Below are 18,098 nucleotides of genomic sequence, written 5' to 3'. Positions count from 1 at the left end.
TGTGGAAATGCCTAAACCTTAAACCTTTTTGCTTTTTATTGATTTACCCTAAAGCCTAAAGCCTAAAGCCTAAAGCCTAAAGCCTAAAGCCTAAAGCCTAAAGCCTAAAGCCTAAAGCCTAAAGGTCAAAGCAGAAAGACTGAAACCGGATACAAACTTAAAAGGAATAAAATCCCTTTAATTTTTGCAAATATCTACTTTTGACTTTCAGCTTTGGTCTATTTGCTTCTCTATTTGTTAAATTTGGTTAAAAATTGTAGCAACCGTATTAAAAGCTTATTTTTGCAAACTATGGTTAAGATTAAGCACTATTTATTGTTGTTTTGTATTGTGGGATGCTTTGCTGCCTGTAAAAAAGTAGATGTTGGTGAGGTTTATGATCCAATTCCTCAATTTAAGGCAGATACTACTGCAATCCGGGCATTTGTAAAATCGAATAGTATTTCCGTACTGAAAGACGAAAATACAGGTGTGTTTTATCAAATTATTGCCCCAGGCACCGGTACTTACGTGTACACCGCCACAAGTGACATAACAGTTGATTATTCAGGAAAACTGCTCAACGGTACCGTGTTCGATTCTTCAAGTGGTACGCCACGAACATTTCCTTTGGGTACTTTAATACCTGGATGGCAAATAGCTATGCCGAAAATCCAAAAAGGCGGCCAAATTAGATTTTTTGTGCCATCTTATTTTGGTTACGGCAATTTAGGACAAGGTGCCGTACCTGCCAATGCTATACTTGATTTTACTGTTACACTAAACAACATTGCCAATTAAAATGGGTAATAAATTTATAAAATTTATTTGCTTTAGCATTCTATTTGTTGCTACAGGGCTTACATCTTGCAAAAAGGACGAAGATGCAGATAAACAAATCACTTCTTTTATACAAAAAAATAATATTACTGCGGTTAAACATCCATCAGGTTTATATTATCAAATTATAAAACCAGGAACAGGTTCTTTCGCTTATCCATCCAACACAAAAATTACCATCAAGTACGAAGGCAGATTATTAAATGGAACGGTGATAGATAATGGGAACAATGTTGAAAATACATTTCAGTTGAATCAATTGATTGAAGGCTGGAGGATCGGTATTCCTCTAATTCAAAAAGGTGGAGAAATTAGGCTAATTATACCATCAGATTTAGCATATGGGAGCCAAGCTACAGGACCGGTACCTGCAAATTCGGTTCTAGATTTTACGATACAATTAATAAACGTACAATAATTAATGAAGAATTTTACAAAATTAAGCCTGCTTACTGTCGTATTGGCTACAATGCTATTTTCATCTTGCAAAAAAGAATACGACTCTATTCAGACTGTTGATGACAATGCAATTCAAAGCTATATCAAGAGCAACAATTTAAGCATGACCAAAGCTTCTACCGGCTACTATTATAACGTGATAACACCAGGTACCGGAGATGTGATTAAAAATTCTGACTCTGTTTATTACTCTTATAGTTTTAAATTATTAAATGGTACCGTTGTGAATCAAACATCGGATTTGATGATTCCTGGAACTTTTTTAGGTTATACCGATAGGTTTACAATTGGTACAAGTTATCTTTTTACACCCGTTAGAGAAGTATTATCTATGCTAAAAAGAGGTGGCACAGCAAGATTGATTATGCCTTCAAACTTAGCCTTTGGTAAAAACGGTTTAGCTGCAATCAATGTTGGTTCAAATGAAAATATTTTAGTTGAGTTGGGGATCTATAACTTCACAAAAAAACATGAAGTTGACGAATTTGAAATCAACAAGTTTGTTGCCAGTAAAAATTTAACAGTAATTAAAGATCCATCTCGTGCTAGATACAGCATCTCTACGCCTGGGACTGGAACCGATGTAATCACCACTAATTCGACAATTGTAGCAAATTATACGGTTAGATATTTGGATGGTACAGTATTGCAAACTTCTACTGATAGTGCTTTTAGTGGCATTTTAAGCACTTTATACAAAGGCTGGCAATCAGTAATACCTGGTAAGTTAACAGCTGGAGGCAAGATGCGATTGATTTTGCCTTCTGATTTAGCTAATGGTACGGCACTAGATTTTGATATTGAAATTGTAAGCGTTACAAATTAAGATAACGCTTCTTTAAAAACTTTAAGCACTCTTTCGCGTGCGAATGTATGCTCAACCATTGGTTGGGCATATTTTTTTGTGCCAAATTCTGGTACCCATTTTTTAATGTATTCAAATTTTGGGTCGAAGCGTTTCATTTGCAACTCTGGATTAAAAACCCTGAAATATGGTGCAGCGTCATTTCCTGAACCTGCGGCCCATTGCCATCCGCCAACATTGCTAGCCATTTCATAATCCAAAAGCTTCTCAGCAAAATAAGCTTCACCCCAACGCCAATCAATTAATAAATGTTTAGATAAAAAACTTGCTACAACCATTCGTACGCGATTATGCATCCAGCCGGTTTCATTTAATTGTCGCATGCCAGCATCTACCAATGGGTAACCTGTGTTGCCTTCGCACCAGGCTTTAAATTCTTTTTCATCATTACGCCACTTAATTTTATCGTATTGTTTCTTAAAGGAGTCAGTTGCAGCGTATGGGAAATGCCAGATTATCATCATATAAAATTCTCTCCATGCTAGCTCAGATAGCCAAACAGTTGATTTGGCATCAATTGCATCTTGTGCAGCTTTTCTAATGCTTAAAGTGCCAAACCGTAGATGTAAACCTATCCGCGTAGTACTATCTAAAGCAGGATAATCACGCTCTTTTGCATAGTGAGCAAGTTTGTTTTTATAATTTAGTTTAGGAAATTCTAGTTCACTTCTTTCAAACCCCATTTCCATTAAAGTTGGTAAAGGGAGACTCTTAGTTTGAAAAAGGTTTTTGAAATATTTTTTTGTAGGGTAAGGTTTCGTGTAGAAATCATTAAGCTTAGCCTGCCACTGTTTGTAAAATGGAGTGAAAACCGTGTAGGGCGTTTTATCGGCTTTTAAAATTTCGCCTTTTTCAAAAATAACTTGGTCTTTAAACGTTTTAAAAGCGATTTTTTCACTGGTTAGAAATTCAACCATATTATCATCACGCTCGCGGGCATAAGGTTCATAGTCATGATTGGTATACACTTCCTTAACCTCATAAGTCTTCAAAACCTCTGGCCAAACTTCCTCTGGTTTCCCATATTTGATCAATAAATCAGAACCTGCAGATTGTAATTCTTGTTTTATATTGCTAATGGTATCGTAAATAAAAGTAACCCTGGCATCAGTTTTTGGCAATTTATCTAAAATGTTTTTATCGAAGATGAATAAGGGCAAAACAGGGTAATTACTTTTCAATGCATGGTACAAAGCCGCATTATCTTCCAAACGTAAATCGCGGCGAAACCATAATATACTTATGCCAGAATTATCAGATGATGATTTTTCTTTTTCTATACTTTTAACACCTGAATCTGAATGTTCACTTCCCATATTTCAATAAAAGATTTTTGTTGAGCTAAATTTAACTAAGAAATTTGATGATTTTGATTGTACTTATGAATTTAAACTTACTTGCTGTAAATATCTGCCAAAGCTTCTTCTACTCGTGTAAATTTAAATTTAAATCCCGAATCTAGTAGTTTTTGAGCGGAAGTATTGCTGCTCATTAATACGGCGACAACACGTTCTCCAAGTAATAAATCTAACGCAGCTTTAGGTACTTTAATTGGCCAAAATGGTCGATGAAGCTCCTTTGCAATGGCTTTGGTTAGTGCTATATTGGTAACTGGAAATGGAGCACAGGCATTGTAATTACCATCCATATTTATGTTTTCTAATGCAGCTACGTACATGTTCACCAAATCATCATTATGTATCCAGGGTGTCCACTGTTTACCTGTTCCAATTGATGCGCCAGCAAATAACCGTACTGGCATATCCAATTGAGGTAATGCACCGCCATCTTTACTTAGGGCAATTCCGGTACGAAGTTTAACCACCCGCAAGCCTAATTTTTTTGCTTCATTTACCGATTGTTCCCAAAGTTTACAGCAGTCTGCCAAGAAACCTATTCCATTGGGACTTTCTTCAGATAAAATTTCATCGCCGCAATCTCCGTAATAACCTACCGCCGAAGCAGAAATAAACGTTTTAATATTATGGCTTTGAGATTCTTTTACTGTTCGGAGCAGTAGTTCAGTTGATTTTACGCGACTATCAATAATTTCTTTTTTGCGTTCGTCAGTCCATTTTTTGTCTGCAACCGGTTCTCCTGCTAGGTGAATAATTGCATCTACTCCATTTAAGCAAGCTGCATCAATTTCTTGTTTTTTTACATCCCAGCGATAGGTGTTTTCACCTTCAGGCTTTCGGGATAATGTATTTACCTGATAGCCCATGCCTAAAAGCTTTGTTTTAAGTGCCGAACCTACTAAACCTGTTGCTCCTGTTATAAGAATTTTCTGTGCCATGTTTTAGAAACACCAAAGGTACAAAAGGGTTTTTATTAAAGGTGTGTAAGGTAAAAGGTTTAAGGTGTAAGGTAAATGGTGTAAGGTTAAAGGTATAGGGTTAAAGCGGCTTATGATATTTCCATTACCCATCTCTCCATTTTACATCTTCCATACCTCCATCCTCCATTTAATTTTAAAGCCCGGCCAATACTCTGTTTTTAGGTGCTTTTACGCTATAGCTTAGTTTTATTATTTTAGTTTCGTTTGGTGCAATTTTCAATTTCCATGTAAGCATGCCAGTTTCTTTATTTACTTCGGCACCGCTGCTTTCTAATAATTCAGTTTCGATATCACTTTCTGTAGATAATGGATATTGATCTTTAAGGTTTAGCTCAACGGCATCTTTTTTTGTGTTTCTAATTTTTATCAAATAGGTAAAAGACTGTTTTTTATTGCTACCAATAAATTTCGTGCTGCTAAAATCTTCCTGCTTCTCTTTTGTAATAATAATCTTTTTGTCTTTTCCCATACTTAGGCTTAACGTATCCTGAATATTTGCCGGGTTGATATATGATTTGCCTGTGTAAGTTCCTTCGAAAATGATATTAGCTTCACCAGCCTGAAGATTAAGTTTTTCCCAATTAATTACGTCAGCAAGTAAGTAAGCATCGTTGCTTACTCTTGGCGCAGCAAAATACTTATAACTGGCCGGCACTTCATATTCCTTAAATGCAACTGTATGGGGTTTATTGTCGCTATTTACATCATAAGGAATATCAATATCGAAAGTAACACCCAATTGGGTTTCATTTACCGTAGTGTAATTGTTAATTGTGGAGGGCTTTACAGATGCTTCACTTTTTGTTTCTTTTCTTGCTTTGCCATATCCAACAACAACTACATCATTAAGCATTTGGGATTCATCCATTGTTGGGGTTGCAACTCCTCTTATTCTTATCGGTTGCTGATAACTTGATACAAACCACGGATTTAAATTTGGCGCTGTAATATTATAGCTTGGGTTTCCTGTTGATAGAGAAAGTTTAACTTTTTTCCAATCTAAGCCTGTGTTTTGCGTTATTGCAGCTTTGTAAACAACGCCGAGTGGATTTGAAGTGCTTATCGCCTTAATATCATAGCTGGCCAACCAATGGGCATTTGGTGTAACATAAGAAAGATTATAAATGGCTTCGGTATTTTGTTTAACCATTAATTGCAAAACCAGTTGCCCCAATTGCTGATTTGGATTATTCCTCAATTCATTAATTTGTTGCTGTAAGGCTACCAACCTTTGGTTTTGCTTTTCCTCAATTAAAACCAGAGCTGCGATGGCATTTCGAACTTCAGTATTTTTTGTTCGATAGTAATCAGCAAGTTTAATAAGCTCTGCAACATTGGTTCCGTTACTTGTGCCGCCCGATTTGCGATTTTCATCAAGCAGCGCTAAAGTTTGCTCTTCAATAGTTTTCGCGTTCTTGGTTTTTGTTAGTTCAGCTGCAACAATTTTTAAACTATCATTAAGCTTTTTTATTTCTGGATTTGCGGCTTCTGTATTTAAGAAATCTTTATTAAACTGAACAGATAATATCGTTACTCCTGCTGAAACACCTACTTGAATCGAATTCTCATTCACCCTGCCCGAAATGTTATTGATTACAATTTCTGAGGTGCCTTCTGGAAGATTTACTTTACCGTTATGGCTCATCTCTGCTCCGTTATTATAAACTGTTACACGCTCGAGCGTAGCTTTGGTTTTAATTTGTTGTTGCGCAAATAGGTTCAATGGAAATAGCAAAATTAATAGCAGTTTTTTCATTATTTTTTCTTATTATGTGATATAACTGAATGATGTAAGGTTTATTCAATTTCCATAACAGGTAAATTAAATTGTTGGCTATTTGTAAATATTAACCCGGTTTTTGCTCCTGAAAGAAAAATAAGATAAATTTGTAACTGCGTTCTTAAAGCTATTTTTCGATAAAATATGTCAAAAAAAATTCTGGTTTGGTTTAGAAATGATCTTCGGTTGCATGATAATGAAATGCTTGTGGATGCTATTGCTAAATCAGATTCAATTTTACCAGTATATATTATCGACCCAAGATTGTTCGTAGAAACAAAATATGGAACATTAAAAACCGGAAGCATTCGGGCACAATTTACCTTAGAAAGTGTTTCAGCGTTAAGAAATTCATTAAAACAAATTGGCGGCAATCTTTTGGTTGCGCAAGGTAACCCCGAAGAAATAATCCCAGCTTTGGTTCAAGAGTATGAAATTAATGAGGTTTATCATCACCGAGAAGTGGCTGATGAGGAAACAAAAATTTCTAATTTGGTTGAAAACGGACTTTGGAAACTTCGTGTTAATTTAAAGCATTTTATTGGTCATACCTTGTACAATAAAGAAGATTTACCTTTTCCAATCAAGGATATTCCCGATGCTTTTAATCTGTTTAAAAAGAAAGTAGAGCGTGATGCCATTATTAAGCCTTGCTTTTTAGCGCCTGATAGGGTGAACGTTGCTGAAGTTATTGATTGGGGGAACATACCAACCATAACCGATTTAGGTTTAAAACCTCAGGAAAAAGATATTCGTTCTGATTTTGAATTTTCTGGTGGAGAGACAGAAGGTATAACAACATTGCAAAAAGTGATTGTTGCCATGCAAGAAGCCGCATCGGCCAAAAATTTAATACTTGCATCAAAACTATCTGCATGGTTGGCTATGGGCTGTTTATCTCCACGAAAAGTGTACTGGGAAGTAAAAAAAATGGAGGGTATGCCCAATACCAAGGCTGTGTTTAATCATATTTTGCTTGGATTGCTTTGGCGAGATTATTTCCGTTTTATGTTTAAAAAGTATGGAAATACATTTTTTAAGCCAGATGGATTTGGCAGCCAGCCTATAGTTGATAAAGTTCATACAAACGAAAATTTTAATAGTTGGAAAAATGGTAATACCGGCTTTGCAATTGTTGATGCCGTGATGAATGAGCTAAATCGTACTGGATACATCTCGAATATCGCTCGCCAGACAGCCGCTTTGTACTTAATCAATAACCTAGAAGTTAGCTGGGTTTTAGGTGCATCTTATTTTGAAGAAAGATTAATAGACTATAATCCTGCAAGCAATTGGGGCAATTGGGCAAATATGGCTGGTGTTGGTAACGACCAAAAAACTAAAAGTGTATTTGATCTGGATAAATACATAAAAAGCCTCGATCCAAAAGGCAACTACGCTTTAACCTGGGCGTCTTGATAAAGATAGAATGATTAAGTTTTGAATGATTGAATCCATTGAACCTTAGTTCATTCTCTAATTCAAAATTCATTCTTTTCGCGATTTTAAATCCCTAATTAAAAAATCTTATTTTAATCGAGTTTTTTACCGTTTATATTAGGTAAAATTCTAATTTTGTAATGCTTATAGTAAACAGTTAATAATGGATAAATTATCTTATCTTAACGGCGCAAATGCCGAATATATAGAGTCAATATATCAGTCGTATCAAAAAGATCCTGAATCAGTTGAATTTGGTTGGCAGAAGTTTTTCGAAGGCTTCGATTTCGGAAGAGGTTCAGAAGCTCCATCCGTAACAACAGAAACTCCAGAACAATTTTTAAAAGAAGTTAGTGTTTTAAATTTGATTGATGGTTACAGAACCCGTGGTCATTTATTTACACACACCAATCCGGTACGCGAAAGACGTAAACATTTACCAACATTAGATTTATCAAACTTTGGTTTATCTGATGCAGATTTGGAAACTGTTTTTAATTCGGGTGTTGAAATTGGCATTGGTGCAGCTAAACTGAAAGATATAGTTGCCTTTTTAAAACAAACCTATGCACATTCTATCGGTGCAGAATATAAATTTTTACGTACTCCAGAAGTGCTGAACTGGATTCAGCAGAAAATGGAGAGTGCACGTAATACGCCAAATTTTTCTATCGATGTTAAAAAACGAATTCTTAGAAAATTAAATGAAGCGGTAAGTTTCGAAAATTTCTTAGGAACAAAATTTTTAGGTCAGAAGCGTTTCTCTTTAGAAGGAGCTGAGGCTTTAATTCCTGCGTTAGATTCTGTAATTGAAAAGGGCGCAGAACTAGGTATCCAAGAATTTGTTATTGGTATGGCGCATCGCGGTCGTTTGAACGTATTGGCTAATATCATGCAGAAAACTTACAAAGATATTTTTGCAGAATTTGAAGGTAAAAGTTACAATCCTGATACACCGTTTGGTGGTGATGTAAAATATCATTTAGGCTATTCAACAGATGTTGCCACAGCTGCTGGCAAAAGTGTTCACTTGAGTTTATGCCCAAATCCATCACACTTAGAAACGGTAGATGGTGTAGTTGAAGGCATGAGCCGTTCAAAAATCGACTTTAAATATGGTGGTGATAATAGTCGTTTAGCCCCGATTTTGATTCATGGAGATGCATCAGTTGCCGGCCAAGGTATTGTATATGAAGTTATTCAAATGGCAGGCCTTGAAGGTTATAAAACTGGTGGTACCATTCACCTGGTGATAAATAATCAAATCGGTTTTACCACAAATTACAAAGATGCTCGTACAAGTACTTATTGTACCGATATTGCTAAAGTAACTTTATCGCCGGTTTTCCACGTAAATGGTGATGACCCTGAGGCATTGGTTTACGCAATTAATTTGGCCATGGAGTATCGCCAGAAATATAAGAACGATGTTTTCATCGATATTTTGTGCTACCGCCGATTTGGGCATAATGAAGCAGATGAGCCTAAATTTACTCAACCATTATTATACAAAACAATAGAAAAACACCCAAATCCAAGGGAGCTTTATATTGAACAATTAACCAAAGAAGGTAAATTAGAAGCAGGCTTAGCAAAAGAAATGGAAAAAGATTTCCGTGGAATTTTGCAGGAACGTTTAAATGAAGCTAAAGATTACGTAGCCGGAAATACCGAAGTTAAATTTGGTGGTGCCTGGGCAGATTTGCGTATGGCTACTCCAAAAGATTTTGAAACATCTCCAGTAACTGCGGTTAAAAAATCAACTTTATTAGAAATTGGTAAACGAATTACTACGCTACCATCAAATAAAAAGTTTTTCAAAAAGATTGAGAAGTTATTTGGCGAACGGACAAAAATGGTTAATGAAACCAATGTGTTTGATTGGGCAATGGGCGAGCAGTTGGCTTATGGTACTTTATTATCAGAAGGTAAACGTGTTCGATTAAGTGGTCAGGATGTGGAACGCGGAACATTTTCTCATCGCCATGCTGTATTAACTTTAGAGGATAGTGAAGAAGAATATGTGCCATTAGCAAACATTTCAGACCAACAAGCTCAATTTGATATTTACAATTCGCACTTATCGGAATATGGTGTTTTAGGTTTCGAATACGGATATGCAATGGCTAATCCAAACGCATTAACCATTTGGGAAGCTCAATTTGGTGATTTCTTTAACGGAGCGCAAATTGTAGTTGATCAATATATTGCAAGTGCAGAAACTAAGTGGCAAAGAGAAAACGGTTTAGTAATGTTGTTGCCTCACGGTTACGAAGGTCAAGGGCCTGAGCATTCATCAGCACGTATTGAGCGTTTTATGGAGCTTTGTGCAGATTACAACATGCAAGTTGCAAATTGTACTACTCCAGCAAACTTTTTCCATGTTTTACGTCGCCAATTTAAACGTGATTTCCGTAAACCTTTAATTGTTTTTACGCCTAAAAGCTTATTGCGCCATCCGGCTTGTGTTTCTAAGTTAGAAGAATTTACAGAAGGTGGTTTTAAAGAAGTAATAGACGACGTAAATGTAAAAACCGCAGATGTAACACGAATTGTATTCTGTAGTGGTAAAATTTACTATGAATTGCTAGAAAAACAACAGGCAGATAAAGTTAAACATGTGGCAATTGTTCGCGTTGAACAGTTATATCCAACACCTGTTGACCAGATGGAAGCAATTAAGAAAAAATATAAAAATGCGAATGAGGTTTTATGGGTACAGGAAGAGCCAGAAAACATGGGTGCATGGCCATATTTGTTCCGCAAACTTTATAAAACTGGCTTAAAAGGTATTGATGTTATTTCGAGAAGAGAAAGTAGCAGTACTGCAACAGGCTTCGCAAAACAACATGCCAATCAGCAAGCTTATATTTTAGCAAAGGCATTAGAAGTGCCGATAAAGCAAGAAGAAGTTAAAAACGCTGAAAAAAAGGCAACAAAAAAAATGGCGGAAGCTGATTAATTGAGATCGAGGTTGAGGCTGAGATCGAGGCTAAGATCGAGGTTAAGGTTGAGGTTAAGGCTGAGATCAAGGTCAAGATTGAGGCTGAGATGAAGATTGAGGTTGCGACCAAGGTTGAGATTAAGATAAGTAGATAAAGATTTGGATAAGTTGATGATGAGTTAAAATGATGTTTTAGGTAAGGATTTAGATTAGGATTGTGTTTAGGCTCTTTGCCTCAGCCTTAACCTCAATCTTAACCTTAGTCTCAACCTTAACCCCATCCTCAATCCCAAAAAACATAGAAAAACATATTAAACATTATGAGTTTAGAGATAAAAGTTCCACCTGTAGGTGAGTCGATAACAGAAGTTGTTTTATCACAATGGTTAAAGAAAGATGGCGATGTTGTTGAAATGGATGAAGTTATTGCTGAGTTAGAATCTGACAAGGCAACTTTCGAATTAACTGCAGAAAAAGCCGGGACTTTAAAAACGATAGCTGCCGAAGGAGATACTTTAGCTATTGGTGCAGTAGTTTGTGAAATTGAAGATGGTGGCGCAGCTCCTGCTAAAGCAGATGCACCAAAATCTGAAGAAAAACCAGTTGTTGCTGAAGAAAAAACTGCTGCTCCAATTGCAGAAAAATCTGGTGACAGTTATGCAACAGGAACTCCATCTCCAGCTGCTGGTAAAATTCTTGCTGAAAAGGGAATTGATTCTGGTGCTGTAAAAGGCACAGGTGTTGACGGTCGAATTACCAAAGATGATGCTGTAAAAGCAGAAGCTGGTAAAAAACCAGAAGCACTAAAAGCAACTGCTCCTGCAGTAGAAGCAGCGCCTGCCGGAAGCCGCAACGAACGCCGCGAGAAAATGTCGCCATTGCGCAGAACAGTAGCAAAAAGATTGGTTGCTGTTAAAAATGAAACGGCAATGTTAACTACTTTTAACGAAGTTAACATGAAACCTATCATGGATTTACGCGGAAAATATAAAGATCAGTTTAAAGAAAAATATGGTGTTGGTTTAGGTTTTATGAGCTTCTTTACCAAAGCTGTAACCGAAGCTTTAAAAGATTTTCCTGCTGTAAATGGTCGCATAGAAGGTGAGGAGTTGGTTTATAATAACTTTGCTGATATTTCAATTGCAGTTTCCGCTCCAAAAGGTTTAGTGGTTCCTGTTATTCGTAATGCCGAAAGCATGACTTTAGCTCAAATTGAAAAAGCCGTGTTAGAATTGGCATTGAAGGCTCGCGATAGCAAACTTACGTTAGAAGAAATGACCGGTGGAACATTTACCATAACAAATGGTGGTGTGTTTGGCTCAATGATGTCTACACCTATCATCAATGCTCCCCAATCTGCGATTTTAGGTATGCACAATATTGTAGAACGCCCTGTAGCCGAAAAAGGTGAGGTTGTAATTCGTCCGATGATGTATGTTGCTTTATCTTACGACCATAGAATTATTGATGGACGTGAGTCGGTTGGTTTCTTGGTACGTGTTAAACAATTATTAGAAGACCCAGCAAGATTATTATTAGGTATATAATTACTGAAATAGATAAAATTTTTAAACGTTAAAAGCCTCGGATGTTAATCTGAGGCTTTTATTTTACAATCATATTTTTATCCGAAGCTTTAATTATCTAATTCTGAAACCACCTTCAACTGCATCAACAAAACCCGTTGCAGCACTTTTGGCATGATAGAATAAACACTCCCAATTTTCTTCTGCAGCTCGTTTACCAAATGCTTTACGTAATTCCATTGCTTTGCGACCATCAAAATCATATTTGGCAATGAAGTTTTTTACCAATTCTTCTGGTTCTGGCAAAACATCCCCACCGAAAAATATTTTTTGATTCCCTTCGGTTAATAGAAATACCTGATGGTTCGGGCAATGTGCGCCAGTAAATTCGTAAGCAATTGTATCATCCAAATTTCCATCTCCTTCTACAAATTTTAACTGAGCATTGCGCTGAAGATATTCGAAAATATCAGGATGGTATGAAGATGAAGTGCTGCTAAAAGCTGTTTCCCACTCTCCACGATTAATTACATATTCCGCATCAGGGAAACTCAATTCAATTTTATCGCCATTTTTATGAATCATACCGCCAGAATGGTCGTAATGTAAGTGCGACATTAAAACTTTCGTCACATCTGTTGGATCAAATCCAGCATTGCGGATGTTTTTATGCAAAATCAATTCGCCGTGATCATCACAAAAACCTAAACCAGTATCAAATAATATTAAATCATTTTTAAGTTCTACTAAAAAGGGTTGTACATTTATAAATAGCGATGCTGGTCTATCTTTAAAACTATGAACTGTAGAATCGAAAGGCACAAATTTCTTTGTCGCATCAACAGAATACGTGCCTTCGAATAAGGTGTGAATTTGCAAGTTGTTTAATTTTTAAGTTTTAGCAAAGGTAAAATTTAATCATTACTATTAAACATTCATCATCCCTAATTGATTGGTTAAAAAGCACATTGCATTTTACGTGAAGTGAATTGCTTTAACCATATTTATTAATAATGTATATTTACTGTTCGGAGATAAATTAAATGGAAAAAAGATGGGTAAAAGCATCAGATTGTAATGCTGAAACCGTTGATACAGTTGCACAGCAACTTAATATAGATAAAACGCTTGCTCAAATATTGGTACAAAGAAATATATGCGATTTTGATGCAGCCAAAGATTTCTTCAGACCAAACTTGGATCACCTTCATAATCCTTTTTTAATGAAGGATATGGATTTAGCCATTAACAGAATTGAAAAAGCTCTTAGCAACCATGAAAAAATTCTGATATATGGCGACTACGATGTTGATGGTACTACATCAGTTGCACTAGCCTATAGTTTTTTTTCACAACTTACCCAAAACATAGAGTACTACATTCCTGATAGATATTTAGAAGGTTATGGAATTTCTACCGCCGGTATTGATTACGCAAACGAGCATGGTTTTTCGTTAATTTTAGCACTCGATTGTGGGATAAAATCAACAGATAAGATAGATTATGCGAACGGTTTAAACATCGATTTTATAATTTGCGATCACCATTTACCTGGAGATGAAATTCCAAAAGCAATTGCGGTTTTAGATCCAAAACGTGCTGATTGCGAATATCCGTTTAAAGAATTAGCCGGCTGCGGTATAGGTTTTAAACTCGTTCAGGCTTATGCCCAAAAACATAATTTACCAAAAGAGCGTTATCTGCAATACCTCGATCTGGTTATGGTTAGTATTGCCGCAGATATTGTCCCTGTAGTTGGCGAAAATAGAATTCTGGCTTACTACGGCATCCGTAAACTAAACACCAACCCATGCGAAGGCCTACGAGCATTGATGGAAATTTCGGGCAAAACTGAAAATTATACCATTACTGATGTGGTTTTTACTTTGGGGCCGCGGATTAATGCCGCTGGCAGAATCGATCATGCCAAGCATGCAGTTGCTATGTTGCTTTGCGAAGTTGATGGAAATTCTTTAGAGCAAAGTGTTGAAATCAACTCAAAAAATACCGAGCGTAAAACGTACGACCAAGATATCACGCGTGAAGCATTGGCATTAATTGGTGATAGTGAAATTCTTATTAATAGAAAAACAACCGTAGTTTTTAACGAAAATTGGCACAAAGGTGTTATCGGGATTGTAGCATCTCGTTTAACAGAAAAATATTATCGTCCAACAATTGTTCTTACAAAATCTAATGGGCATGTTGCCGGTTCATGCCGCTCGGTTGCGGGTTTTGATTTATATGAAGCTTTGAGTGGTTGTGCACATTTGCTCGATCAATTTGGGGGGCACAAGTTTGCCGCTGGTTTAACCATGCAAGAAAATAATGTAAATGCTTTTGCCGATAAATTCGAAGAAATTGTTTCTGCAACAATTACAGAAGAGATGTTAACGCCAATGATTAAAATCGATGCAGAAGTTGATCTTGCGCAAATTGATGGAAAGTTTTATCGCGTTTTAGCACAAATGGGTCCGTTCGGACCAGAAAATATGGCACCGCTTTTTGTTACACATAATGTTTACCTTACCCAGCATGCCATGGCAGTTGGTGGGAATCATTTAAAATTAAGTATAAAACAACAAAATTCGAGTATTTTTGAATGCATCGGTTTTGGTTTGGCAGAATACCAAAATCTTTTACAACCAAAAGTTCCATTTTCTGTTTGTTATACAATAGAAGAGAATATTTGGCGAGATAAAAAACGCTTGCAACTAAATATAAAAGGAATTAAAGTAAATTAAAACAAATCGTCATGCTGAACTCGTTTCAGCATCTAAGCAAAAAAGATTCTGAAATAAATTCAGAATGACGACTGTGAAAAATATGGGTTTGGATTTACTTTAATCGTAAATCGTGAATCGAAAATCGTAAATACGAATGATATTAAGAGCCGAAAACCTGGTTAAAAAATATAAGCAACGCACTGTTGTTAATGATGTTTCTTTTAATGTAAGTCAGGGAGAAATTGTTGGTTTACTTGGACCAAATGGTGCAGGAAAAACAACATCATTCTATATGATTGTTGGTTTGATTAAACCAAATGAGGGTCGTATTTTTTTAGAGGATGAAGATATCACTGAAGATGCAATGTATCGCCGAGCTCAAAAAGGCATTGGGTATTTGGCTCAGGAAGCTTCAGTTTTTAGAAAATTGACAGTAGAGGAGAATATTCTTGCCATTTTAGAGATGAGTAAAATGAGCAAAGAAAAGCAAAGAGATAAGCTAGAAGAATTGATAAATGAATTTAGCTTACATAAAGTGCGTAAAAATCGTGGCGATTTACTATCGGGTGGCGAGCGCCGACGAACAGAAATTGCCCGAGCATTAGCTGCAAACCCAAACTTCATTTTATTGGATGAACCTTTCGCTGGTGTTGACCCGATTGCAGTTGAAGAAATTCAAACAATTGTTGCAAAGCTTAAGCATAAAAACATAGGAATTTTAATAACTGATCATAATGTTCAGGAAACATTATCCATCACCGATAGAGCTTATCTGCTTTTCGAAGGTAAAATTTTAGAGCAAGGTGTGCCAGAAGTATTAGCAGAAAATGAAATGGTAAGAAAAGTTTATTTAGGTTCTAATTTTGTTTTAAAAAGAAAGAAATTTGATGTTTAAAAAGATGACTCGTGATAGGGATATGAACAATATGGTTATAGCGGCAGGATTATATGAAAAACAGCAAAGGCTTTTTCAGTGTTCGAGGATGCGTGGTAAAAATGTAGTATTTATTTTTTAATCATGGCAATTGTAAATTCAATTTTTACCTGGTTAATGAAAAAGCGGATTCACCAAATCGAGCTTTTTATGAAATATCCTTACGATGTGCAGGAAGAGTGGTTTCATAGTTTAATAGATAGTGCAGAAAATACGGAGTGGGGTAAGAAGTATGATTACAAAACCATTTTAACACCATATCAATATCAAGAAAGAGTTCCGATTCAAAATTACGATTCGTTAAAGCCATACATCGAAAGGATGCTTAACGGCGAGCAAAACATTTTATGGCCTTCGGATATAAAATGGTTTGCGAAGTCATCTGGTACAACTAGCGATAGAAGTAAATTTATCCCAGTTTCAGAGGAATCGCTGGAAGAATGCCATTTTAAAGGGGGTAAAGATATGCTTTCTATATACTGCAATAACCGTCCCGATAATCAAATGTTTACGGGCAAAGGTTTGGTTTTAGGCGGCAGTCACCAAGTTAATCAGCTAAACGAAGACTGTTTTTACGGAGACTTATCAGCTGTGCTGATTAAAAATTTGCCAATTTGGGCAGAATATTATCGCACTCCGGATATGTCTATCGCCTTAATGGATAATTATGAGATTAAGATGGATAGAATGGCCGAAGCAACCATTCAAGAAAATGTAACCAGCATTTCGGGTGTACCCACATGGACCATCGTTTTAGCTAAAAAGGTACTGGAATTGACGGGTAAAAGTAACTTATTGGAAGTTTGGCCTAACCTAGAGTTGTATGTTCATGGAGCTGTAAATTTTGCGCCATATCGTGAACAATTCAAACAGCTCATTCCATCAAACGATATGTATTATTTGGAAACTTATAATGCATCTGAAGGATTTTTTGGTATTCAAGATCAGGATAACTCTGAAGAAATGCTCTTAATGCTTGATTATGGCATATTTTACGAGTTTGTGCCGATGGAAAATATTTGCCAGGATAACCCGAAAGCACTATTATTAGGAGAGGTTGAGTTGAATAAAAATTATGCTATTGTTATTTCTACAAATGGTGGTTTGTGGCGTTATATGATTGGAGATACAGTTCAGTTTACTTCTTTATCTCCATATAGAATTAAAATTACTGGCCGAACAAAGCACTTTATTAATGCTTTTGGCGAGGAAGTAATCATAGATAATGCCGAACAAGCTTTAACCAAAGCTTGTGCCGAAACTGGTGCAGAAATTAAAGATTACACCGCGGGACCAATTTATTTCAAAGGAGAAAATGCCGGTGGGCACGAATGGATTATCGAGTTTGATAAGCAGCCAAATGATTTAGAAAAGTTTATTGATGTGATGGACCAGACTTTACGAGAAATTAACTCTGATTATGATGCAAAACGCTTTAAGGATATGGCATTATGCCGCCCGAAAGTTCATAATGCAGCTCCAAATACTTTTTACAATTGGTTAAAAGCAAAAGATAAATTGGGTGGACAGCATAAGGTTCCTAGATTAGCCAACGAGCGAAAATACCTTGATGATATTTTGGAAATGATGAAATCGAATTGATTATATTTGTTTTAGCACAAAGGATAAAAATATGGAAGCTACCGGAAAATTAACAAATGTTCAGCTAGAGCTATTAAAATTATTTCAATATAATTTACCCGAAGCACAATTGAAAGATATTAAAATAATGCTGGCAAACTACTTTTCTAAAGCAGCATCCGATGAAATGGACAAACTTTGGGATGAAAATAACTGGGATGAAAATACTATAGAATCTTGGAAGGATGAACATCTAAGAAAAAGATAAATATCAATGAAAGTTGTACTTGATATTAATGCCCTGCTTGTGTCAATCCCAAAGAAATCAAAGTATAGACCGATATTTGATGCATTGATTTCTGGTAAGTTCGAGTCTGTTATAAGTAACGATATTCTATCTGAGTATGTAGAAATTATAGAACAAAAATCAAATTCTTTAGTTGCAAATAATATCGCCGAACTTTTGCTCAGTTTACAAAATGTGTTTAAAGTAGATATATACTTTGAGTGGAAGCTAATAACTGTTGATTTTGACGATAATAAATATGTTGATGCCTATGTATGCAGCAACGCTGATTATATCATTACAAATGACCAGCATTTTAATATCTTGAAACAAATAGATTTTCCGAAGGTTAATATTCTTTCCATAAACGAATTTTTATCGATTATTTTAGAAAATTAAC

At 35.9% G+C, this 18,098-nt stretch carries 15 protein-coding genes; 11 read left to right on the top strand and 4 right to left on the bottom strand.

Annotated features, from left to right (window positions below; all coding sequences use genetic code 11):
- The first annotated feature begins 291 nt into the window (after positions 1 to 291).
- From D7004_RS06010 to D7004_RS06000, 3 genes are read left to right on the top strand one after another with little or no spacing between them, the layout of a single operon-like run.
- Positions 292 to 780 carry an FKBP-type peptidyl-prolyl cis-trans isomerase gene (locus tag D7004_RS06010; RefSeq protein WP_244214256.1) on the top strand — a complete coding sequence of 163 codons (489 nt, stop codon included), beginning with the start codon at positions 292 to 294 and terminating at the stop codon, positions 778 to 780.
- A 1-nt stretch (position 781) separates the two neighbouring features.
- Complete coding sequence (locus D7004_RS06005) at positions 782 to 1,237, top strand: FKBP-type peptidyl-prolyl cis-trans isomerase (protein WP_123204967.1); 456 nt, start codon at positions 782 to 784, stop codon at positions 1,235 to 1,237.
- Between the two features lie 3 nt (positions 1,238 to 1,240).
- Positions 1,241 to 2,104, top strand: a complete 864-nt coding sequence (locus D7004_RS06000) for an FKBP-type peptidyl-prolyl cis-trans isomerase (protein WP_123204966.1) — start codon at positions 1,241 to 1,243, stop codon at positions 2,102 to 2,104.
- Here the strand turns inward: D7004_RS06000 and D7004_RS05995 are convergent.
- From D7004_RS05995 to D7004_RS05985, 3 genes are all read right to left on the bottom strand, one after another.
- Positions 2,101 to 3,459 (bottom strand): cryptochrome/photolyase family protein, encoded by a 1,359-nt coding sequence (locus D7004_RS05995; protein ID WP_123204965.1) that lies wholly within the window; start codon positions 3,457 to 3,459, stop codon positions 2,101 to 2,103. The genes D7004_RS06000 and D7004_RS05995 overlap by 4 nt on opposite strands.
- A gap of 77 nt (positions 3,460 to 3,536) precedes the next feature.
- Positions 3,537 to 4,439 carry a TIGR01777 family oxidoreductase gene (locus D7004_RS05990; RefSeq protein ID WP_123204964.1) on the bottom strand — a complete coding sequence of 301 codons (903 nt, stop codon included), beginning with the start codon at positions 4,437 to 4,439 and terminating at the stop codon, positions 3,537 to 3,539.
- Between the two features lie 175 nt (positions 4,440 to 4,614).
- Positions 4,615 to 6,237 carry a DUF4139 domain-containing protein gene (locus D7004_RS05985; RefSeq protein WP_123204963.1) on the bottom strand — a complete coding sequence of 541 codons (1,623 nt, stop codon included), beginning with the start codon at positions 6,235 to 6,237 and terminating at the stop codon, positions 4,615 to 4,617.
- Between the two features lie 168 nt (positions 6,238 to 6,405).
- Here D7004_RS05985 and D7004_RS05980 point away from each other — a divergent pair, with 168 nt between their 5' ends.
- The 3 genes from D7004_RS05980 to odhB all read left to right on the top strand — a co-directional run bounded on the left by D7004_RS05980 (position 6,406) and on the right by odhB (position 12,192).
- On the top strand, positions 6,406 to 7,680 hold the full coding sequence (locus D7004_RS05980; protein ID WP_123204962.1) for a DASH family cryptochrome: 1,275 nt from the start codon (positions 6,406 to 6,408) through the stop codon (positions 7,678 to 7,680).
- A gap of 184 nt (positions 7,681 to 7,864) precedes the next feature.
- Positions 7,865 to 10,663 carry a 2-oxoglutarate dehydrogenase E1 component gene (locus D7004_RS05975; RefSeq protein WP_123204961.1) on the top strand — a complete coding sequence of 933 codons (2,799 nt, stop codon included), beginning with the start codon at positions 7,865 to 7,867 and terminating at the stop codon, positions 10,661 to 10,663.
- Positions 10,664 to 10,965: 302 nt separating this feature from the next.
- Positions 10,966 to 12,192, top strand: coding sequence for a 2-oxoglutarate dehydrogenase complex dihydrolipoyllysine-residue succinyltransferase (odhB, locus tag D7004_RS05970; RefSeq protein ID WP_123204960.1), 1,227 nt, complete (start codon positions 10,966 to 10,968; stop codon positions 12,190 to 12,192).
- A 93-nt stretch (positions 12,193 to 12,285) separates the two neighbouring features.
- On the opposite strand, the gene D7004_RS05965 is transcribed toward odhB, so the two are convergent.
- Positions 12,286 to 13,050 carry an MBL fold metallo-hydrolase gene (locus tag D7004_RS05965; protein ID WP_123204959.1) on the bottom strand — a complete coding sequence of 255 codons (765 nt, stop codon included), beginning with the start codon at positions 13,048 to 13,050 and terminating at the stop codon, positions 12,286 to 12,288.
- Positions 13,051 to 13,214: 164 nt separating this feature from the next.
- On the opposite strand from D7004_RS05965, the gene recJ reads away from it, so the two are divergent.
- From recJ to D7004_RS05940, 5 genes are all read left to right on the top strand, one after another.
- On the top strand, positions 13,215 to 14,915 hold the full coding sequence (gene recJ / locus D7004_RS05960) for a single-stranded-DNA-specific exonuclease RecJ (protein ID WP_123204958.1): 1,701 nt from the start codon (positions 13,215 to 13,217) through the stop codon (positions 14,913 to 14,915).
- Positions 14,916 to 15,051: 136 nt separating this feature from the next.
- Positions 15,052 to 15,792, top strand: coding sequence for an LPS export ABC transporter ATP-binding protein (gene lptB / locus D7004_RS05955; protein WP_123204957.1), 741 nt, complete (start codon positions 15,052 to 15,054; stop codon positions 15,790 to 15,792).
- A gap of 123 nt (positions 15,793 to 15,915) precedes the next feature.
- Positions 15,916 to 17,433, top strand: a complete 1,518-nt coding sequence (locus D7004_RS05950; RefSeq protein ID WP_123204956.1) for a GH3 auxin-responsive promoter family protein — start codon at positions 15,916 to 15,918, stop codon at positions 17,431 to 17,433.
- A 31-nt stretch (positions 17,434 to 17,464) separates the two neighbouring features.
- Complete coding sequence (locus D7004_RS05945; protein ID WP_123204955.1) at positions 17,465 to 17,680, top strand: hypothetical protein; 216 nt, start codon at positions 17,465 to 17,467, stop codon at positions 17,678 to 17,680.
- A gap of 6 nt (positions 17,681 to 17,686) precedes the next feature.
- Positions 17,687 to 18,097 carry a putative toxin-antitoxin system toxin component, PIN family gene (locus tag D7004_RS05940; protein WP_123204954.1) on the top strand — a complete coding sequence of 137 codons (411 nt, stop codon included), beginning with the start codon at positions 17,687 to 17,689 and terminating at the stop codon, positions 18,095 to 18,097.
- Position 18,098: the final 1 nt, after the last annotated feature.

Source organism: Pedobacter jejuensis (assembly GCF_003725795.1).
Lineage (GTDB): Bacteria > Bacteroidota > Bacteroidia > Sphingobacteriales > Sphingobacteriaceae > Pedobacter > Pedobacter jejuensis.
The sequence above is the reverse complement of the archived record's forward strand: the minus strand, read 5'-3'. Positions and strand labels throughout refer to the sequence as shown.